Raw genomic sequence first — 17,081 nt, forward strand, 5'->3', positions numbered from 1 at the left:
CCGGGATGACAGGTGGGGTGGGGCCTAGCCCTTGGCCACTTTTGCGGCGGCCTTGGCCTTTGGCGCAGCTTTCGGCTTTGCGGCGGGCTTGGCCTTCGCACTTGCGGGCTTTGCTTTCGCAGCCGCCGGCGCCTTGGCGCGGGCGGTCTTGCCCTTGGCCGGTGCCTTGCCGGCGCGGTCGGCCAGCAGCTTGACCGCCTCTTCCAGGGTGACCGCCGCCGGATCGGCGCCCTTTGGCACGTTGGCGTTGAGCTTGCCCATGTTGACATAGGGGCCGTAGCGCCCGCTCAGCACGCGGATCTGTTCGCCCGAGGTCGGGTGGGCGCCGAGCTCCTTCAGCGCGGCGGGCGCCGCGCGTCCGCCCCGGCCGCCGCCAGCGCGCTTCTCGGCCAGCAGAGCGACGGCGCGATTCTCGCCGACCTCGAACACTTCGTCGATACCGTCCAGGCTGGCGTAGGTCCCCTTGTGCTGGACATAGGGTCCGTAGCGCCCGAGCCCGGCCAGGATCGGCTCGCCGTCCTCGGGATGCATCGCCACCTCGCGCGGCAGGCTGAGCAGGCGCAGGGCCTTTTCCAGGTCGATCGATTCCGGCGACCAGCCCTTGGGCAGGCTGGAGCGCTTGGGCTTGGCCTTCTTGTCCTCGGGATCGACGGTCAGCTCAACATAGGGGCCGAAGCGGCCGATCTTCAGCCAGACCGGCTGGCCGCTGACCGGATCGGTTCCCAGCTCGCGGTCGCCGCCCTGGGCGTCGTCGCCCTCCGTCGCGCCGAGCTGGCGGGTGTAGCGGCACTCCGGGTAGTTGGAGCAGCCGATGAAGGCGCCGAACTTGCTGGCCTTCAGGCTCAGCTTGCCGGTGTGGCAGGTCGGGCAGACGCGCGGGTCGCCGCCGTCGTCGCGCTCGGGGAAGATGGCCGGGCCGAGCGCCTCGTTGAGCGCGTCCAGCACCTGGGACACCCGCAGGTCCCCGACCGAGGCGATGGCGGCGCGGAAGTCCTCCCAGAACTCGCGCAGCAGGACCTTGTATTCCAGTTCGCCGGCGGAGACCTTGTCGAGCTTCTCCTCCAGGTCGGCGGTGAAGTCGAATTCCACGTAGCGCAGGAAGAACTGCTTGAGGAAGGCGCTGAGCAGGCGGCCCTTGTCCTCGGGATGGAAGCGGTTCTTGTCCATCCGCACGTATTCGCGGTCGCGCAGCACGCCCAGGATCGAGGCGTAGGTCGACGGACGCCCGATCCCCAGCTCTTCCAGCTTCTTGACCAGCGAGGCTTCCGAATAGCGCGGCGGCGGTTCGGTGAAGTGCTGGTCGGCGCGGGCCTCGATCACCTTGGCGGCAGCGCCTTGCGCGATGGCGGGCAGGCGGCGGCTGTCCTCGTCGTCGGCGTCGTCACGGCCCTCCTCGTAGACGGCCAGATAGCCGTCGAACTGGATCACCTGGCCCACGGCGCGCAAGCCGGTCTTGCCGTCGGCCGTATCGAGATCGACGGTGGTGCGCTCGATGCGGGCGGACTCCATCTGGCTGGCGATCATCCGCTTCCAGATCAGCTCGTACAGCCGGGCCTGGTCGCCCTCGAGCCGGAGCTGGGAGGGCAGGCGGGCCAGCGAGGTCGGGCGGATCGCCTCGTGCGCCTCCTGGGCGTTCTTGGCCTTGGTCTTGTAGAGGCGCGGCTGCTCGGGGACGTAGGCGTCGCCGAAGCGGCCGGCGATGACCTGGCGGGCCTCCGCGATCGCCTCGGGCGCGGCCTGAACGCCGTCGGTCCGCATATAGGTAATGAGACCGCCGTTCTCGTCCACGCCCTCGTACAGCTTCTGCGCCGTCTGCATGGTGCGCTGGGCCGAGAAGCCGAGCTTGCGCGCCGCCTCCTGCTGCAGGGTGGAGGTGGTGAAGGGCGGGGCGGGCGAGCGGCGGGCGGGCTTCTTCTCCACCGCTGTGACGGTGAAGGCGCCGGCGGCCACCGCCGCGCGGGCGGCGTTGGCCACATCGGTATTGGGCAGGTCGAACTTCTTCAGCGACTTGCCATCGAGCTTGACCAGGCGGGCCAGGAAGGGATCGGAGCCGGCGGAGACGTCGGCCTCCACGCTCCAGTATTCCTGGGTCTTGAAGGCTTCTATCTCTTGCTCGCGGTCCACCACCAGGCGCAGGGCCACCGACTGCACCCGTCCGGCCGAGCGGGCGCCGGGCAGCTTGCGCCACAGCACCGGCGACAGGGTGAAGCCCACCAGGTAGTCCAGGGCGCGGCGGCCCAGGTAGGCGTTGACCAGCTCCATGTCGATCTGGCGCGGGTTCTTCATCGCCTCGGTGACGGCGGACTTGGTGATGGCGTTGAACACCACCCGCTGCACCTCGGCCGTCTTGATGGCCTTCTTCTTCTGCAGCACCTCGAGCACGTGCCACGAGATGGCCTCGCCCTCGCGGTCGGGGTCGGTGGCCAGGATCAGGCGGTCGGCGCCCTTCATGGCGTCGGCGATGTCGTTGAGCCGCTTCGCCGCCTTGGGGTCGACATCCCAGCTCATGGCGAAGTCCTCGTCCGGCCGCACCGATCCGTCCTTGGACGGCAGGTCGCGGACGTGTCCGTAGGAGGCCAGGACCACGTAGTCGGAGCCCAGGTACTTGTTGATGGTCTTGGCCTTGGCCGGGCTCTCGACGACGACGACGTTCATATAGCGGCTGACTTCCTGATGCGGCGCGGAAGGTGGTGGCGACAGGTAGCCTCTGTCAACTTCGTGATGAGAATGCACGTGAAACATATTTTCGGCCGAGCCTGGTCTTTGCGGCGATCCGCAACCACCCGCAGGCGCGCCGAGCAGGCGAGGGCGGTAAGCCCAGCATTGATCCGACCGGCCTCTTTCAGGAGAGGAAAACCCTGTCCGCCAATCATTAAATCGAGGTCATGACGGGAAATTAAGCTGTATCGACCGCGCTTAGAACCTACCCCTTTTGGCGAAATAGCTGGAGAGCGGGCGATGAGCATCCGGAATTTGTTTTGCGGCGTGGCGGTGATGGCTGCTTCTGCGAGCGCGACTGCCGCCTGTCATGCCGATGAGCCGCCGCAGGTGCGTATAGAGCACGCCGCCGCCCGGCTCGTGGTGATCGCGGAGCCCCGTAACAATGTCTCTGTCACTGTTCATCACGGCGATAACCGCCTGCCCGAACTCAACGTGCGCCAGGAAGGCGGTCGCGTGGTCGTGGACGGCGGCCTGGACGCCGGCATGTTCGGGGTGTCGAACGACCGGACCCGCTGTGTCGGCGCCTATGTCGTCACCCACATCGGGCCGATGACCCACATCCGGGACAACCGTGCGGTGTTCGTGCGTGGGGTCGGTCGGGTGGATTATGACGACCTGCCCGTGATCACCGCCCACGTCCCGCTCAGCGCGCGCGTCGCCGCCAGCTCGGCGGTGTTCGGCGAGGTCGGCCGCACCGACAGTCTCGACCTGTCCGCCGTCGGCTGCGGGAACTGGACGGTCGCGGACGTCCGCGGCCAGCTCTCGGTGAACAATGTGGGGTCGGGCGATATCCACGCCGAGGCGGCGGGATCGCTGCGTGGGAAGCTCGCGGGCTCCGGCGACCTACAGACGGGGGCGGTCGGCGGCGACGCCGACGTGTCGATCGCCGGCTCGGGCGATGTGACCACCGGCGCCGTCAACGGAGCGCTGCGCGCCAAGGTGGCGGGTTCGGGCGACGTGGCGGTGGCTAGCATCGCCGGGCCGGTGGACGCTGGCATCGCCGCATCGGGCGGCATCCGTATCCACGGCGGCCACGCCCCGAATGTGAAGGCCAGGGTCGCCGGCTCCGGCGACTTCAGCTTCGACGGCGAGGCCGGTTCGCTTTCGGCCGCGGTCGTCGGTTCAGGCGATATCTATGTCGCCCACGTGTCCGGCCCGGTGAGCAAGAGCGTCATGGGCTCGGGCGACGTGCGCACGGGCCGCTGAGCGCTCCGTCGTCTCGGCGAGGTCAGGGGCGAGGGATGCTGAAGTGGATCGCGGCGATGGGGCTTGCGGCCCTGGCCTTGGGCGCCTTGCCGGCCCTCGCCCAAAGCCCGTCCGGGGCGGCGAAGGTGATCTTGGATCGTGACATGCCCGGCCTGCTCGTCCGGGCCGCCGTCCCCAGCGTCTCGATCGCCCAGATCAAGGGCGGGCGGGTCGTGCTGACCGCCGCCTACGGCATGCAGGGCGCGGGGACGCTCGCCACCCCCGATACGCTCTACAATATAGCCTCGCTGACCAAGCCGCTCACCGCCGAGGTGATCCTGCGCCTGGCGTCCAAAGGCGGCCTGTCGCTGGATGAGCCGATGCATCCGGTCTGGACGGACCCCGACATCGCGGGCGACGAGCGGCGCAAGCTTCTGACGTTAAGGCGCGTGCTCAGCCACCAGAGCGGCTTTCCCAATTGGCGGGACCGCAAGACGGGCTTGGCGTTCCTGCGCACGCCGGGGGAGGGGTGGGGCTATTCCGGGGAGGGTTATGTCTACGCCGCCCGCTTCATCGAGAAGAAGACGGGCGTGGCCTTCGAGGATCTGGCGAACACCTATCTGTTCGATCCGACCGGCATGAGGTCCACCGCCTACACGGACAAGCCCTGGTTCGCCGGCCGAATCGCGCCCCCCACCGACGCCGCGGGCCGGCCGCTGAAGCCGCTGATCGCGAGCCGTTACATAGCGGCGGACCTCGTCTACGCCACGGCCGGCGACTACGCAGCCTTCATGACGGGGGTGCTGAAGAACCAGGGTTTGAGCGCCGTCATCGCCAAGGAACGCGGGCGCATCCAGGTCAGCACCAAGGCCTCGGCCTGCGAAGGCGCCAGGATGGCGAGCTGTCCCCGCGACGAGGGGTTCGGCCTCGGTTGGCTGGTGCTCGATTTCGATGAGGCGAAACTGCTGATGCACACCGGCAGCGACGCCGGGATCTCCACCTTCGCCTACCTGGATCTGGCCTCGGGCGACGGGGCGGTGATTCTCACCAACAGCGAGAACGGCGCAAAGATCGTCCCGCCCATCCTCGACCGGCTGGGGGCGAGGGCGGTTTTCCAGCGCTATCTCAAGGCCCAGGCCCAGTGAGTCCGCTGTGCAACGCCGGGCCCAAACTTCGCTTGACGTTTCGGGGCGAGATAGGCATAAACCGCCCTCTGCTGAATTGGCCGTAGGCAATCGCCTAGACGCAGTTCGCGGAACGAATAAGACATAGCGCGCCTGTCGGGTCTCCCGCGGTGCGACTTGATCAGGGCCTTCGCAGCATGCTGTGTCGGGCCCTTTCGTTTTGCGGCTCAACGTCAACGTCCGATCAGGTGGATTGGTTTGGTGGCGTTCGAGACGTAAGTACGGCCTACTCCTTCGGGATCGGGCCATGGTCTTTGAACTGTACGAGCGGAACGGGCGCGAGGACGGCATCGATATGGATCGTCAGAATATTCGTATTCGCCTTAAGGCGTTTGATCACCGGGTGTTGGATCACTCCACCCGTGAGATCGTGCAGACCGCCAAGCGTACAGGCGCGACCGTGCGCGGGCCCATCCCGCTCCCGACCAAGATTGAAAAGTTCACGGTGCTGCGCTCGCCGCACATCGACAAGAAATCCCGCGAACAGTTCGAGATCCGCACCCACAAGCGCGTGCTCGACATCGTTGACCCGACCCCGCAGACCGTGGACGCGCTGATGAAGCTCGACCTGTCCGCCGGCGTCGACGTCGAAATCAAGCTGTAAGGAGCCGGAGCAATGCGTACCGGCGTACTCGCCAAGAAACTCGGCATGACCCGCTTCTTCGATGAAGCCGGTCAGCACGTGCCGGTGACGGTGCTCTCCCTCGAGGGCTGCCAGGTCACCGCTCAGCGCACCCTCGATCGGGACGGCTACGTGGCCCTCCAGCTCGGCGCGGGCCCCAAGAAGGCCAAGAACACCAGCCAGGCCATGCGCGGCCACTTCGCCAAGGCGCTGGTCGAGCCCAAGCATCACGTCACCGAGTTTCGCGTGACCGAGGACAACCTGATCGACGTGGGCGCGGAACTGACCGCCGACCACTTCGTCCCCGGCCAAAAGGTGGACGTGCAGGGCGTGACCATCGGCAAGGGTTTCGCCGGCGGCATGAAGCGCTGGAACTTCTCCGGTCTGCGGGCGACCCACGGCGTGTCCGTGTCGCACCGTTCGCTGGGTTCGACCGGCCAACGCCAGGACCCGGGCAAGACCTTCAAGGGCAAGAAGATGGGCGGCCAACTCGGTGTCGAGACCGTCACCACCCAGAACCTCACCGTCTGGCGCATCGACGCCGAGCGCGGTCTGATCCTGATCAAGGGCGCGATCCCCGGTTCCGAGGGCTCGTTCGTCAAGGTCAGCGACGCGATCAAGAAGCCGCTGCACGCCGACGCCCCCAAGCCCGGCGCCTTCCGTCTGGCCGGCGGCGAACCCGCTCCGGCGGTCGCCGAAGCCGCTCCTGAGGCGCCCTCCAACGAGGGTGCGGAATAATCATGAAGCTCAACGTCATCACCCTCGATAGCGGCAAGGCCGGCGAGATCGAGTTGTCGGACGCCGTGTTCGGCATCGACGACATCCGCGCCGACATCCTGCAGCGGGTCGTCGTCTGGCAACTGGCCAAGCGTCGCTCCGGCAACCACAAGATCAAGACCCGCAACGAAGTCGCGCGTACGGGCAAGAAGATGTACAAGCAGAAGGGCACCGGCGGCGCCCGTCACGGCTCGCGCAAGGCGGCTCAGTTCGTTGGCGGCGCCAAGGTGTTCGGCCCGGTGGTCCGCAGCCATGCGCTCGACCTGCCCAAGAAGGTCCGGGCCCTGGCCCTGCGCCACGCCCTGTCGTCCAAGGTCAAGAGCGGCTCGCTGATCGTGGTCGACCAGCTGACGCTGGACGCGCCCAAGACCGCCGCGCTGAAGGCCCAGTTCGAGAAGATCGGCCTGACCAACGCCTTGGTCATCGCGGGTCCCGAAGTGGACAACAACTTCAAGCTGGCCGCCCGCAACATCATGCACATCGACGTGCTGCCGAACGCCGGCCTCAACGTCTATGACGTGCTGCGCCGCCACACCCTGGTGCTGACCCGCTCGGCGGTGGAGGCCATCGAGGCCCGCTACAGCGTCGAGACCGAACAGAAGGAAGCCGCCTGATGGCCGCGACCGCACGCCATTACGACGTCATCGTCGCGCCGCACATCACCGAAAAGGCGACTGTGCTCTCGGAGCAGAACAAGGTCGTGTTCAAGGTGGCCCATGACGCCACCAAGGACGAGATCGCCGCTGCGGTCGAAGAGCTGTTCAAGGTCAATGTGCTCAAGGTCAACACCATTGTGACCAAGGGCAAGAGCAAGCGCTTCCGGGGTATCCTCGGCAAGCGTTCCGACGTGAAGAAGGCGATCGTGACGCTGGCCGAAGGCCAGTCCATCGACGTCACGACCGGTCTGTAGGGGCGAATAGACTATGGCGCTCAAACATTATAATCCGACCTCGCCGGGTCAACGCGGCCTCGTGCTGGTCGACCGGCGCGAGCTGCACAAGGGCAAGCCCGAGAAGTCGCTGATCGAAGGCCTGACGAAGTCGGGCGGTCGTGGCGGCGGCGGACGCATCGCGGTGCGTTTCCGCGGCGGCGGAGCCAAGCGGCTGTACCGTGTCGTCGACTTCAAGCGGCGCAAGTGGAACGTGCCGGCCTCCGTCGAGCGGCTGGAATACGACCCCAACCGTTCGGCCTTCATCGCCCTGGTGAAGTACGCCGATGGCGAGCTGGCCTACATCATCGCGCCGCAGCGCCTGAAGGCGGGCGACGAGATCATCGCCGGCGAGCGGGTCGATGTGAAGCCGGGCAACGCCATGCCGCTCCGTGGCATGCCGATCGGCACCATCATCCACAATGTCGAGCTGAAGCCCGAGAAGGGCGCGCAGATGGCGCGCTCGGCCGGGGCCTACGCCCAGCTGGTCGGCCGAGACGCCGGCTACGCCCAGATCCGCCTCGGTTCGGGCGAGCTGCGCATGGTGCTCGACAGCTGCATGGCCACGGTGGGCGCGGTGTCCAACCCCGACCACATGAACCAGACCCTCGGCAAGGCCGGTCGGGTTCGTCACATGGGTCGTCGTCCGCACGTTCGCGGCGTGGCCATGAACCCGGTCGATCACCCCCACGGTGGTGGTGAAGGCAAGACCTCGGGCGGTCGTCACCCCGTGACGCCGTGGGGCAAGCCCACCAAGGGTCACAAGACCCGCAGCAACAAGACCACGGACAAGTTCATTATCCGTTCGCGCCACGTCAGGAAGGCTCGTTAACCCATGACCCGCTCCATCTGGAAAGGGCCCTTCGTCGACGGCTACCTGCTGGCGAAGGCGGACAAGGCCCAGGACTCGGGCCGCAAGGACGTGATCAAGACCTGGTCGCGCCGCTCCACCATCATGCCGCAATTCGTCGGCCTGACCTTCGGTGTCTACAACGGCATGAAGCACGTGCCGGTGATGGTCTCCGAGGACATGGTTGGCCACAAGCTCGGCGAGTTCGCGCCCACCCGCACCTTCTACGGCCACGCGGCCGACAAGAAGGCCAAGAGGAAGTAGCGATGAGCAAGCAAGCCAAGCCTCGCCGCCTGTCCGAAACCTCCGCCATGGCCAAGGTCACTGCGTTGCGCACCAGCGCGCGCAAGCTGAACCTGGTCGCGCAGTCCATCCGTGGCCTGCCCGTCCAGCGCGCCCTGAACGAGCTCGAGTTCAGCCACAAGCGTATCGCCAAGGATGTGCGCAAGGCGCTCTATTCGGCGATCTCCAACGCCGAGAACAACCACAACCTGGACATCGACGCCCTGGTCGTGGCCGAAGCCTTCGTCGGCAAGAACCTGATCATGAAGCGCTTCTCCGCCCGCGCCCGCGGTCGGGCTGCGCGTATCGAAAAGCCCTTCTCGGAACTCACCATCGTGGTCCGCGAACAAGCCGAGGCTGCGTAATATGGGTCAGAAGGTCAATCCGATCGGTCTGCGCCTCGGCGTCAACCGCACCTGGGACAGCCGCTGGTTCGCCGACGGCGAGGACTACGGTCGCCTGCTCCACCAGGACATCAAGGTCCGCAAGTGGCTGAAGGAACGCCTCAAGCAGGCCGGCGTGTCGCGCATCATCATCGAGCGCCCGCACAAGAAGTGCCGCGTCACCATCTACGCCGCCCGTCCCGGTGTCATCATCGGCAAGAAGGGCGCGGACATCGACAAGCTCCGCAAGGACCTGTCGGGCATGACCGAGGGCGAGGTGTTCCTGAACATCGTCGAGGTGCGCAAGCCCGAGACCGACGCCCAGCTGATCGCCGAGTCCATCGCCCAGCAGCTCGAGCGCCGGATCGCCTTCCGTCGCGCCATGAAGCGTTCGATGCAATCCGCCATGCGCCTCGGGGCGAAGGGCGTTCGGATCAACGTCTCGGGCCGTCTCGGCGGTGCGGAAATCGCGCGGATGGAATGGTATCGCGAAGGTCGCGTGCCGCTTCACACCCTACGCGCCGACATCGATTACGGCTTCACCGAAGCCACCACCACCTACGGCATCATCGGCGTGAAGGTCTGGGTCTTTAAGGGCGAAGTGCTCGAGCACGATCCCATGGCTCAGGACAAGCGCTGGGCTCTGGAAGCGACTGGCCCGGGCGGTGAAGGCGACCGTCGTGACCGTGGCGACCGTGGCGATCGGCGGGGACAACGCCGCGATCGCCAGGCCGAAACGCCGGCCTGAGGATTGAATCATGCTGCAACCCAAGAAAACCAAGTTCCGTAAGCAGTTCAAGGGCCGTATCCACGGCGTGGCCAAGGCTGGCTTCAGCCTGACCTTCGGCTCCTACGGCCTGAAGTCGCTTGAACCCGAGCGGGTCACTGCTCGCCAGATCGAAGCCGCCCGTCGCGCCATCACTCGTCAGATGAAGCGCCAAGGCCGGGTCTGGATCCGCGTATTCCCCGACGTGCCGGTGACCGGCAAGCCGGCCGAAGTGCGGATGGGCAAGGGCAAGGGCGCCATCGATCACTGGGCCGCGCGGGTTCACCCGGGTCGGATCCTGTTCGAGATCGACGGCGTGCCGGACGACGTGGCCCGCGAGGCGCTGCGTCTCGGCTCCGCCAAGCTCTCGGTGCGCACCAAGGTCGTCACCCGCCACGACGCGGGCGCGATCCACGAGAACGTCGAGGCCGCGTGATGAAGATGCAAGAGATCCGGGGCCTGAACCCCGATCAGCTCAGCGACCAGCTCATCGAGCTGAAGCGCGAGCAGTTCAACCTGCGTTTCCAGGCGGCGACCGGCCAACTGGAAAAGTCGCACCGTGTGGAAGAGGTCCGTCGGGACATCGCGCGGATCAAGACCCAGCTGCGCACCAGCGCGCCTGTGGCCAACTGAGGGAGACGATAGATGCCTAAGCGTATTCTCGAAGGCGTGGTCGTTTCCGACAAGGGCGACAAGACCGTGGTCGTGAAGGTCGAGCGGACCTTCCTGCACCCCGTGCTGAAGAAGACCGTGCGCCGGTCGAAGAAGTATCATGCCCATGACGAGGGCAATTCCTACAAGGCCGGCGATCTGGCTCGCATCATCGAGTGCGCGCCGAAGTCGAAGCTGAAGACTTGGGAGGTCCTTCCGAAGGCCGCCCAGGCTTCCGCGCACTAACGGAAGGTCTGAACAATGATTCAGATGCAAACTAACCTGGAAGTCGCCGATAATTCGGGCGCCCGTCGGGTCATGTGCATCAAGGTGCTCGGCGGCGCTAAGCGGCGTTACGCCAGCGTGGGCGACGTGATCGTGGTTTCCGTGAAGGAAGCGATCCCGCGCGGCCGCGTGAAGAAGGGCGACGTGCTGCGCGCCGTGGTGGTTCGCACCGCCAAGGACATCGCGCGCAAGGACGGTTCGGTGATCCGCTTCGACAAGAACGCGGCGGTGATCGTGAACAAGTCCTCCGAGCCGATCGGCACCCGCATCTTCGGGCCGGTTCCGCGCGAACTCCGCGCCAAGAACCACATGAAGATCATCTCGCTCGCCCCTGAGGTGCTGTGATGGCGGCCAAGATCAAGAAGGGCGACCGCGTCGTCCTGCTCACCGGCAAGGACAAGGGCAAGCAAGGCCAGGTCCAGCAGGTGATGCCGAAGGAAAACCGCCTGATCGTGGAAGGCCTGAACATGGTCAAGCGCCACACCAAGGCTTCGCAATCCGATCCCCAGGGCGGGATCAAGCACAAGGAGGCTCCCCTCCATGTGTCGAACGTGGCCTGCGTCGACTCCAACGGTAAGCCGACCCGCGTCGGTTTCCGTATCGAAGGCGACAAGAAGGTCCGTTTCGCCAAGACGACGGGGGAAGTGATCAATGGTTGATGTGCAAACCGATCGCTACGAGCCGCGGCTGAAGACCGAGTACAAGGCTCGGGTCCGCGACGCTCTGCGCGAGCAATTCGGCTACACCAACGAGATGCAGATTCCGCGTCTCGACAAGGTGGTGCTGAACATGGGTATCGGGGAGGCCGTGACGGACTCCAAGAAGACCCAGACGGCCATGAAGGACCTGGCGGCGATCGCCGGCCAGAAGCCCGCGCCCACCCGCGCCCGCAAGTCCATCGCCGGCTTCAAGCTGCGCGAGAACATGGTCATCGGCGCCAAGGTGACGCTCCGCAAGGACCGCATGTACGAGTTCCTGGACCGCCTGATCACCGTGGCCCTGCCGCGGGTGAAGGACTTCCGGGGTCTGCGGCCCACCAGCTTCGACGGTCGCGGCAACTACGCCATGGGTCTCAAGGAACACATTGTGTTCCCCGAGATCAACTACGACGAGATCGACCAGATGTGGGGCATGGACATCATCGTCTGCACCACGGCCAAGAGCGATGACGAAGCGCGTGCGCTTCTCAAGGAATTTAAATTCCCGTTCACCACCCAGGCGGGAGGCTGAGGACCGATGGCTAAGAAAAGCGCCGTCAACCGCAACAACGCGGTCCGCAAGATGGCGAAGCAGTTCGCCGCCAGGCGCGCCGAGCTGAAGGCCATCGCCAACGACGAGAGCCGTCCGCTGGAGGAGCGCTTCGACGCGCGCCTCCGGCTGGCCGAACTGCCCCGCAGTTCCTCGCCGACCCGCATCCGCAACCGCTGCGCCGTCACCGGACGTCCGCGCGCCTTTTATCGTAAGCTCAAGATGAGCCGGATCGCACTTCGCGAGCTTGGCTCCGCCGGCCAGATTCCTGGTCTCGTGAAGTCGAGCTGGTAAGGGGAGAAGAAGAGCAATGTCCTTCAACGATCCCCTGAGCGATATGATCGCTCGCATCAAGAACGCGGCCGAGCGCAAGCGTTCCAAGGTGTCCACCCCGGCTTCCAAGCTGCGCGGCCGTGTCCTGGATGTGCTCCAGGAAGAAGGCTATATCCGCGGCTACGCCCTGGTCGAAGAGGCCGGCAAGCACCCGGAATTCGAAATCGAGCTGAAGTACTTCGACGGCGCGCCGGTCATCGCGGAAATCTCCCGCGTGTCCAAGCCGGGCCGTCGGGTCTATTCCGCCATCTCCGAGCTCAAGCCGGTGAAGAACGGGCTCGGTATCTCCATCCTGTCCACGTCCAAGGGCGTGATGTCGGACCAAGCAGCGCGCGCCGAAAACGTCGGCGGCGAAGTCTTGTGCCGCGTCTACTAAGGGCCTGATCCATGTCCCGTATCGGAAAGAAGGCCATCGCCATCCCCGCCGGCGTCACCGTGACGCTGAGCGGCCAGGCGGTGTCCGTTAAAGGCCCCAAGGGCCAACTGGCCTACACCGCGCCCGACGAGATCGTCGTGACGCAGCAAGACGGTCAGATCACGCTCACGCCCACCAGTCAGAGCCAGCGCGCCCGCTCCATGTGGGGTTTGTCCCGCACGCTGGTGAACAACATGGTCGACGGCGTGACCAAGGGTTACGAAGAGACCCTGGAACTGGTCGGCGTTGGTTACCGCGCCGCGATCAAGGGCAAGACGCTGAGCCTCCAGCTCGGCTTCAGCCACGATATCGATATGCCGCCGCCCGAAGGCATCGCCTTCGCTTCGGCCAAGCCGACCGAGATCAAGATCAGCGGCATCGACAAGCAGATGGTGGGCGAGACCGCCGCCCGCATCCGCCGCATCCGCCCGCCGGAGCCCTACAAGGGCAAGGGCGTTCGCTACGCCGGCGAGAAGGTGCGGCGCAAGGAAGGCAAGAAGAAGTAAGCCATGGCCCTGTCCGCCCGCGAAACCTACAACCGCCGCGCCGAGCGCAATCGTCTTCGCCTGAAGGCCGTCGGCAACGGCCGTCCGCGCCTGTCGGTGCACCGCTCGTCCAAGCACATCTACGCCCAGATCATCGACGATTCGAAGGGCGTCACGCTCGCCTCGGCCTCTTCGCTTGAGAGCGGCGAGGGCGTTCCGGAAAAGGGCTCCGACAAGGCCGCCGCGGCCGCCGTCGGCAAGCTCGTCGCCGAGCGCGCCAAGGCCGCCGGGGTTCAAGCCGTGGTGTTCGACCGCGGCGGGTTCGTCTTTCACGGCCGCGTCAAGGCGCTGGCCGACGCCGCGCGCGAAGCCGGCCTGAGCTTCTGAGGATCAACCCATGGCTCGTCCCAACGAAGACCGCAACAATCGCCGCCCCCGGGACGGCGAGGACCGCGACAACGAAATCGTCGAAAAGCTGGTCCACATCAACCGCGTCGCCGCGACCGTGAAGGGTGGCCGTCGTTTCTCGTTCGCCGCCCTGATGGTGGTGGGCGACGGCAAGGGCCGGGTCGGCTTCGGTCATGGCAAGGCGCGTGAAGTGCCGGAAGCCATCCGCAAGGCGACCGAGGAAGCCAAGAAGACCATGATCCGCGTCCCGCTGCGCGAGAGCCGCACCCTGCACCACGACGGCCACGGCCGTCACGGCGCGGGTAAGGTGATGCTGCGCGCGGCGCCTCCGGGCACCGGCGTGATCGCCGGTGGTCCGATGCGCGCGGTGCTGGAAACCCTCGGCATCGCCGATGTGGTGGCCAAGTCGGTCGGCTCGTCCAACCCCTACAACATGGTGCGCGCCACGTTCGACGCCCTGAAGGGCCAAAGCTCGCCCCGTCAGGTCGCCAACAAGCGCAGCAAGAAGGTCGGCGACATCCTGGGCCGTCGCAGCGACGGTGCGTCTTCGACCGAAGTCGTGGAGGGCTGATCATGTCGACCATCATCGTCCGTCAAACTGGTAGCCCGATCCGCCGTCCCAAGGATCAACGCGACACGCTCAAGGGCCTCGGCCTGAACCGCGTCGGCCGCGTGTCCGAACTGACCGACACCCCTGCGGTCCGCGGCATGATCGCCAAGGTCGCGCACATGGTGCGTGTGGAAAACGAGGGCTAAGCTCTCGGTTCGCCTCAGTCGCCCTTCCTCCTGGTTCGCCGGGGGATGGGTGTTGAGGGGCGAGAATATCAACAGCCGAGTCGGCCCTGGCGCCGGCGCGAACTCCAAGGAGTAGGCGATGGTTAAGCTAAACGAACTGGCGAACAACGAAGGTTCGCGCAAGAAGCGTATGCGGGTTGGCCGTGGCGAAGGCTCCGGCAAGGGCAAGACCGGCGGTCGCGGCGTGAAGGGTCAGAAGGCCCGTACCGGCCACGGCATGGCGGGGTTCGAAGGCGGCCAGATGCCGCTGCACATGCGCATGCCCAAGCGCGGCTTCAACAATCCCTTCGCCAAGGAATTCGCCGAGGTGAACCTGTGGCGCCTGGCCAAGGCGGTGGAAGCCGGCAAGCTGGACGTCTCCAAGGCGATCGACGCTGCGACCCTGGTCGCCGCCGGCGTGATCCGTCGCCCCAAGGACGGCGTGCGTCTGCTGGGTCAGGGCGAGCTTTCCGCCAAGCTGAACCTGACGGTCTATTCCGCCACCGCCTCGGCGCGCGAAGCGATCGAGAAGGCCGGCGGCTCGCTCACCGAGACGCGTCCGGTCAAGGCGGAACCCGTCGAAGCTTGATTTCGGCTTAGCCGCTCGCATCCGGCGAAGGTTTCGCCTATCTCTGACGTCCAAGGACCGGCCGCTCGGCGTCTGCTGATGCGGCTGGTTTCATGTCCAAGTTCCCTGGGGGAGCCGAAATGGCCTCGGCCGCCGAGCAGCTAGCCGCTAACATGAACTACGGCGCCTTCCAGAAGGCGACCGACCTGCACAAGCGCCTGTGGTTCACCCTGGGCGCTCTGCTGGTCTATCGGATGGGCACCTATATCCCCATCCCCGGCATCGATCCTGCCGCCTTCGCCCAGGCCTTCAACGGCCAGGCCAAGGGAATCCTGGGCATGTTCAACATGTTCTCGGGTGGCGCGGTGTCGCGCATGGCGGTCTTCTCGCTGAACGTGATGCCCTACATCTCGGCGTCGATCATCGTCCAGCTGATGGGCACCATGTACTCGCCGTGGGAAAAGCTCCGCAAGGAGGGCGGCGAGGCCGGGCGCAAGACGCTCAACCAGTACACCCGTTATCTGACCGTGGTGCTGGCTCTGGTGCAGTCGTTCGGCATCTCCCAGGCCCTGCTGCACACCGGGGGCCACCTGGTGGCCCAGGAGCCGGTGTTCTTCACCATCACCACCATGGCCACCCTGACCGGCGGCACCCTGTTCCTGATGTGGCTGGGCGAGCAGATGACCACGCGCGGCGTCGGCAACGGCACCAGCCTGATCATCTTCGCCGGCATCGTGGCCCAGCTGCCCATGGCCATCTGGCAGATGTTCACGCTGACCCGCACCGGCGAGATGAACGGCTTCGCCATGTTCGCTATCTTCGCCATGGCCGTGGGCGTGGTGCTGTTCATCGTGTTCATGGAGCGCTCGCAGCGCCGGCTGTTGGTGCAGTATCCCAAGCGCCAGGTCGGCAACCGCATGTACGGGGGCGACAGCTCGTTCCTGCCGCTGAAGATCAACACCGCCGGCGTGATCCCGCCGATCTTCGCCTCGTCGCTGCTGTTGCTGCCGGCGACGGTGATGGGCTTCCTGGCGACCGCCCATCTGCCGCCCTGGGCCCAGTGGCTGCCGAGTGCGGTCGGCCAGCTCCAGCACGGCAAGCCGCTGTTCATGCTGCTCTACGGCGCCATGATCATCTTCTTCACCTTCTTCTACACCTCCATCGTGTTCAATCCGGAGGAGACGGCGGAGAACCTGCGCAAGTACGGCGGCTTCCTGCCCGGGATACGTCCGGGCAAGCGCACGGCGGACTACATGGACTTCGTGCTGACCCGGTTGACGGTGATCGGTGCGGCCTACATCACAGTGGTCTGCCTGGTGCCTGAGGCGCTGACGAGCTTCTACAACATGCCTGCGCTCGGCGGCACATCGATCCTGATCACCGTGACCGTGACCATGGACACCGTGACCCAAATCCAGTCGCACCTGCTGTCCCACCAGTATGAGGGGCTGATCAAGAAGTCCCGCGGCAAGGGCGGCGCAGGTGGCATGCGGCCCCGGGTGGCCGCACGATGAACCTGATCCTGTTCGGGCCGCCGGCGGCGGGGAAGGGCACCCAGGCCCTGCGGCTGGTGCAGCAGCACGGGATGGTGCAGCTCTCGACAGGCGACATGCTGCGGGCCGCCAAGACCTCCGGGTCGGAGCTGGGTCATCGCGTGGCCGAGATCATGAACCGGGGGGAACTGGTTTCCGACGAGATCGTGGTGGACCTGATCGAAGAACGCCTGCCCGAGGCCGAGGCGGCCGGCGGCGCGATCTTCGACGGCTTTCCGCGCACGGTCGCCCAGGCCGAAGCGCTGGACAATATGCTGGCGCACCGTCACGCTCAGATCGACATCGTGATTCGGCTGGTGGTGGACCACTCAGCCCTGCTGTCGCGGATCGCCAAGCGATTCGCCGAGCAGGGGCGGCCGGACGACAACCCGGAAGTGTTCGAGACGCGCCTGTCGGCTTACGCCGCCCAGACCGCGCCCCTGCTTCCGTACTACCAGCTTCAGGGCAAACTCGTTGAATTGGACGGTATGACGTCCGTCGACGAGGTGGCCCGAGGGATCGACAAGGCCTTGGAAAGAGTGGGAGTCCACACCTACTGAGGTCTGGGGCTCTAACGCGTGTGAACAGACAGTTGACGCGCGCGACAAGCTCTCTATAACACCGCATTCCGCGAAAGGGCGCGAAGGTTGTCGGCTGCGTGCAAGCACGGGGCGGACCTATTCG

The 17,081-nt window shown here is 65.9% G+C and carries 26 protein-coding genes; 25 read left to right on the top strand and 1 reads right to left on the bottom strand.

Annotation, left to right across the window (positions count from 1 at the left end; genetic code table 11):
* Positions 1-24: 24 nt before the first annotated feature.
* Positions 25-2,655: a type I DNA topoisomerase gene (gene topA, locus GSQ87_RS18090; RefSeq protein ID WP_158916830.1), complete on the bottom strand. Its 2,631-nt coding sequence runs from the start codon at positions 2,653-2,655 to the stop codon at positions 25-27.
* 303 nt (positions 2,656-2,958) lie between these two features.
* On the opposite strand from topA, the gene GSQ87_RS18095 reads away from it, so the two are divergent.
* The 25 genes from GSQ87_RS18095 (at position 2,959) to GSQ87_RS18215 (ending at position 16,957) form a co-directional block, all read left to right on the top strand.
* Entirely contained in the window at positions 2,959-3,927 is a 969-nt protein-coding gene (locus GSQ87_RS18095) for a DUF2807 domain-containing protein (protein WP_158916832.1), read from the top strand.
* A gap of 35 nt (positions 3,928-3,962) precedes the next feature.
* The gene (locus GSQ87_RS18100) at positions 3,963-5,051 is read left to right on the top strand and encodes a serine hydrolase (RefSeq protein ID WP_216839382.1); all 1,089 of its coding nucleotides are present in this window, start codon (positions 3,963-3,965) and stop codon (positions 5,049-5,051) included.
* 334 nt (positions 5,052-5,385) lie between these two features.
* Entirely contained in the window at positions 5,386-5,694 is a 309-nt protein-coding gene (rpsJ, locus tag GSQ87_RS18105) for a 30S ribosomal protein S10 (RefSeq protein WP_158917884.1), read from the top strand.
* Positions 5,695-5,706: 12 nt separating this feature from the next.
* Positions 5,707-6,450 (top strand): 50S ribosomal protein L3, encoded by a 744-nt coding sequence (gene rplC / locus GSQ87_RS18110; RefSeq protein WP_158916834.1) that lies wholly within the window; start codon positions 5,707-5,709, stop codon positions 6,448-6,450.
* Between the two features lie 2 nt (positions 6,451-6,452).
* The gene (gene rplD, locus GSQ87_RS18115; protein ID WP_158916836.1) at positions 6,453-7,103 is read left to right on the top strand and encodes a 50S ribosomal protein L4; all 651 of its coding nucleotides are present in this window, start codon (positions 6,453-6,455) and stop codon (positions 7,101-7,103) included.
* Positions 7,103-7,399 carry a 50S ribosomal protein L23 gene (locus tag GSQ87_RS18120; protein WP_158916838.1) on the top strand — a complete coding sequence of 99 codons (297 nt, stop codon included), beginning with the start codon at positions 7,103-7,105 and terminating at the stop codon, positions 7,397-7,399. Before rplD ends, GSQ87_RS18120 begins: the two co-directional genes overlap by 1 nt.
* A 13-nt stretch (positions 7,400-7,412) precedes the next feature.
* Positions 7,413-8,249: a 50S ribosomal protein L2 gene (rplB, locus tag GSQ87_RS18125; RefSeq protein ID WP_158916840.1), complete on the top strand. Its 837-nt coding sequence runs from the start codon at positions 7,413-7,415 to the stop codon at positions 8,247-8,249.
* Between the two features lie 3 nt (positions 8,250-8,252).
* Positions 8,253-8,531, top strand: a complete 279-nt coding sequence (rpsS, locus tag GSQ87_RS18130; RefSeq protein WP_158916842.1) for a 30S ribosomal protein S19 — start codon at positions 8,253-8,255, stop codon at positions 8,529-8,531.
* A 2-nt stretch (positions 8,532-8,533) separates the two neighbouring features.
* Positions 8,534-8,914 (top strand): 50S ribosomal protein L22, encoded by a 381-nt coding sequence (gene rplV, locus GSQ87_RS18135; RefSeq protein WP_158916844.1) that lies wholly within the window; start codon positions 8,534-8,536, stop codon positions 8,912-8,914.
* Between the two features lies 1 nt (position 8,915).
* Complete coding sequence (rpsC, locus tag GSQ87_RS18140) at positions 8,916-9,680, top strand: 30S ribosomal protein S3 (protein WP_158916846.1); 765 nt, start codon at positions 8,916-8,918, stop codon at positions 9,678-9,680.
* Between the two features lie 10 nt (positions 9,681-9,690).
* Entirely contained in the window at positions 9,691-10,134 is a 444-nt protein-coding gene (gene rplP, locus GSQ87_RS18145; RefSeq protein ID WP_158916848.1) for a 50S ribosomal protein L16, read from the top strand.
* Positions 10,134-10,331, top strand: coding sequence for a 50S ribosomal protein L29 (rpmC, locus tag GSQ87_RS18150; RefSeq protein WP_158916850.1), 198 nt, complete (start codon positions 10,134-10,136; stop codon positions 10,329-10,331). The genes rplP and rpmC overlap by 1 nt, the downstream gene beginning before the upstream one ends.
* Before the next feature lie 12 nt (positions 10,332-10,343).
* On the top strand, positions 10,344-10,595 hold the full coding sequence (gene rpsQ, locus GSQ87_RS18155) for a 30S ribosomal protein S17 (protein ID WP_158916852.1): 252 nt from the start codon (positions 10,344-10,346) through the stop codon (positions 10,593-10,595).
* Between the two features lie 15 nt (positions 10,596-10,610).
* Positions 10,611-10,979, top strand: coding sequence for a 50S ribosomal protein L14 (gene rplN / locus GSQ87_RS18160; RefSeq protein WP_158916854.1), 369 nt, complete (start codon positions 10,611-10,613; stop codon positions 10,977-10,979).
* Complete coding sequence (gene rplX / locus GSQ87_RS18165) at positions 10,979-11,293, top strand: 50S ribosomal protein L24 (protein WP_158916856.1); 315 nt, start codon at positions 10,979-10,981, stop codon at positions 11,291-11,293. The genes rplN and rplX overlap by 1 nt, the downstream gene beginning before the upstream one ends.
* Positions 11,286-11,864 (top strand): 50S ribosomal protein L5, encoded by a 579-nt coding sequence (gene rplE, locus GSQ87_RS18170; protein ID WP_158916858.1) that lies wholly within the window; start codon positions 11,286-11,288, stop codon positions 11,862-11,864. The genes rplX and rplE overlap by 8 nt, the downstream gene beginning before the upstream one ends.
* Before the next feature lie 6 nt (positions 11,865-11,870).
* Positions 11,871-12,176 (top strand): 30S ribosomal protein S14, encoded by a 306-nt coding sequence (gene rpsN / locus GSQ87_RS18175; protein WP_158916860.1) that lies wholly within the window; start codon positions 11,871-11,873, stop codon positions 12,174-12,176.
* 16 nt (positions 12,177-12,192) lie between these two features.
* The gene (gene rpsH / locus GSQ87_RS18180) at positions 12,193-12,591 is read left to right on the top strand and encodes a 30S ribosomal protein S8 (protein ID WP_158916862.1); all 399 of its coding nucleotides are present in this window, start codon (positions 12,193-12,195) and stop codon (positions 12,589-12,591) included.
* Between the two features lie 11 nt (positions 12,592-12,602).
* Entirely contained in the window at positions 12,603-13,136 is a 534-nt protein-coding gene (gene rplF / locus GSQ87_RS18185; protein WP_158916864.1) for a 50S ribosomal protein L6, read from the top strand.
* A gap of 3 nt (positions 13,137-13,139) precedes the next feature.
* The gene (gene rplR, locus GSQ87_RS18190) at positions 13,140-13,502 is read left to right on the top strand and encodes a 50S ribosomal protein L18 (protein ID WP_158916866.1); all 363 of its coding nucleotides are present in this window, start codon (positions 13,140-13,142) and stop codon (positions 13,500-13,502) included.
* Positions 13,503-13,512: 10 nt separating this feature from the next.
* On the top strand, positions 13,513-14,094 hold the full coding sequence (rpsE, locus tag GSQ87_RS18195) for a 30S ribosomal protein S5 (protein WP_158916868.1): 582 nt from the start codon (positions 13,513-13,515) through the stop codon (positions 14,092-14,094).
* A gap of 2 nt (positions 14,095-14,096) precedes the next feature.
* Positions 14,097-14,279, top strand: a complete 183-nt coding sequence (gene rpmD, locus GSQ87_RS18200) for a 50S ribosomal protein L30 (RefSeq protein WP_158916870.1) — start codon at positions 14,097-14,099, stop codon at positions 14,277-14,279.
* Positions 14,280-14,397: 118 nt separating this feature from the next.
* On the top strand, positions 14,398-14,886 hold the full coding sequence (gene rplO / locus GSQ87_RS18205) for a 50S ribosomal protein L15 (protein ID WP_158916872.1): 489 nt from the start codon (positions 14,398-14,400) through the stop codon (positions 14,884-14,886).
* A 119-nt stretch (positions 14,887-15,005) separates the two neighbouring features.
* The gene (gene secY, locus GSQ87_RS18210) at positions 15,006-16,379 is read left to right on the top strand and encodes a preprotein translocase subunit SecY (protein WP_158916874.1); all 1,374 of its coding nucleotides are present in this window, start codon (positions 15,006-15,008) and stop codon (positions 16,377-16,379) included.
* A complete protein-coding gene (locus GSQ87_RS18215; RefSeq protein ID WP_158916876.1) occupies positions 16,376-16,957 on the top strand; it encodes an adenylate kinase in 582 nt (193 codons plus the stop codon). The genes secY and GSQ87_RS18215 overlap by 4 nt, the downstream gene beginning before the upstream one ends.
* The last annotated feature ends 124 nt before the right edge of the window (positions 16,958-17,081 follow it).

The organism is Caulobacter sp. S45, from assembly GCF_009765965.1.
Taxonomy (GTDB): domain Bacteria; phylum Pseudomonadota; class Alphaproteobacteria; order Caulobacterales; family Caulobacteraceae; genus CAHJWH01.

Excerpts from the sequence above, each read along its gene's own strand:
- topA (WP_158916830.1), bottom strand. The coding sequence starts at position 2,655 with ATGAACGTCGTCGTCGTCGAGAGCCCGGCCAAGGCCAAGACCATCAAC.
- GSQ87_RS18095 (WP_158916832.1), top strand. The coding sequence starts at position 2,959 with ATGAGCATCCGGAATTTGTTTTGCGGCGTGGCGGTGATGGCTGCTTCT.
- GSQ87_RS18100 (WP_216839382.1), top strand. The coding sequence starts at position 3,963 with ATGCTGAAGTGGATCGCGGCGATGGGGCTTGCGGCCCTGGCCTTGGGC.
- rpsJ (WP_158917884.1), top strand. The coding sequence starts at position 5,386 with ATGGATCGTCAGAATATTCGTATTCGCCTTAAGGCGTTTGATCACCGG.
- rplC (WP_158916834.1), top strand. The coding sequence starts at position 5,707 with ATGCGTACCGGCGTACTCGCCAAGAAACTCGGCATGACCCGCTTCTTC.
- rplD (WP_158916836.1), top strand. The coding sequence starts at position 6,453 with ATGAAGCTCAACGTCATCACCCTCGATAGCGGCAAGGCCGGCGAGATC.
- GSQ87_RS18120 (WP_158916838.1), top strand. The coding sequence starts at position 7,103 with ATGGCCGCGACCGCACGCCATTACGACGTCATCGTCGCGCCGCACATC.
- rplB (WP_158916840.1), top strand. The coding sequence starts at position 7,413 with ATGGCGCTCAAACATTATAATCCGACCTCGCCGGGTCAACGCGGCCTC.
- rpsS (WP_158916842.1), top strand. The coding sequence starts at position 8,253 with ATGACCCGCTCCATCTGGAAAGGGCCCTTCGTCGACGGCTACCTGCTG.
- rplV (WP_158916844.1), top strand. The coding sequence starts at position 8,534 with ATGAGCAAGCAAGCCAAGCCTCGCCGCCTGTCCGAAACCTCCGCCATG.
- rpsC (WP_158916846.1), top strand. The coding sequence starts at position 8,916 with ATGGGTCAGAAGGTCAATCCGATCGGTCTGCGCCTCGGCGTCAACCGC.
- rplP (WP_158916848.1), top strand. The coding sequence starts at position 9,691 with ATGCTGCAACCCAAGAAAACCAAGTTCCGTAAGCAGTTCAAGGGCCGT.
- rpmC (WP_158916850.1), top strand. The coding sequence starts at position 10,134 with ATGAAGATGCAAGAGATCCGGGGCCTGAACCCCGATCAGCTCAGCGAC.
- rpsQ (WP_158916852.1), top strand. The coding sequence starts at position 10,344 with ATGCCTAAGCGTATTCTCGAAGGCGTGGTCGTTTCCGACAAGGGCGAC.
- rplN (WP_158916854.1), top strand. The coding sequence starts at position 10,611 with ATGATTCAGATGCAAACTAACCTGGAAGTCGCCGATAATTCGGGCGCC.
- rplX (WP_158916856.1), top strand. The coding sequence starts at position 10,979 with ATGGCGGCCAAGATCAAGAAGGGCGACCGCGTCGTCCTGCTCACCGGC.
- rplE (WP_158916858.1), top strand. The coding sequence starts at position 11,286 with ATGGTTGATGTGCAAACCGATCGCTACGAGCCGCGGCTGAAGACCGAG.
- rpsN (WP_158916860.1), top strand. The coding sequence starts at position 11,871 with ATGGCTAAGAAAAGCGCCGTCAACCGCAACAACGCGGTCCGCAAGATG.
- rpsH (WP_158916862.1), top strand. The coding sequence starts at position 12,193 with ATGTCCTTCAACGATCCCCTGAGCGATATGATCGCTCGCATCAAGAAC.
- rplF (WP_158916864.1), top strand. The coding sequence starts at position 12,603 with ATGTCCCGTATCGGAAAGAAGGCCATCGCCATCCCCGCCGGCGTCACC.
- rplR (WP_158916866.1), top strand. The coding sequence starts at position 13,140 with ATGGCCCTGTCCGCCCGCGAAACCTACAACCGCCGCGCCGAGCGCAAT.
- rpsE (WP_158916868.1), top strand. The coding sequence starts at position 13,513 with ATGGCTCGTCCCAACGAAGACCGCAACAATCGCCGCCCCCGGGACGGC.
- rpmD (WP_158916870.1), top strand. The coding sequence starts at position 14,097 with ATGTCGACCATCATCGTCCGTCAAACTGGTAGCCCGATCCGCCGTCCC.
- rplO (WP_158916872.1), top strand. The coding sequence starts at position 14,398 with ATGGTTAAGCTAAACGAACTGGCGAACAACGAAGGTTCGCGCAAGAAG.
- secY (WP_158916874.1), top strand. The coding sequence starts at position 15,006 with ATGGCCTCGGCCGCCGAGCAGCTAGCCGCTAACATGAACTACGGCGCC.
- GSQ87_RS18215 (WP_158916876.1), top strand. The coding sequence starts at position 16,376 with ATGAACCTGATCCTGTTCGGGCCGCCGGCGGCGGGGAAGGGCACCCAG.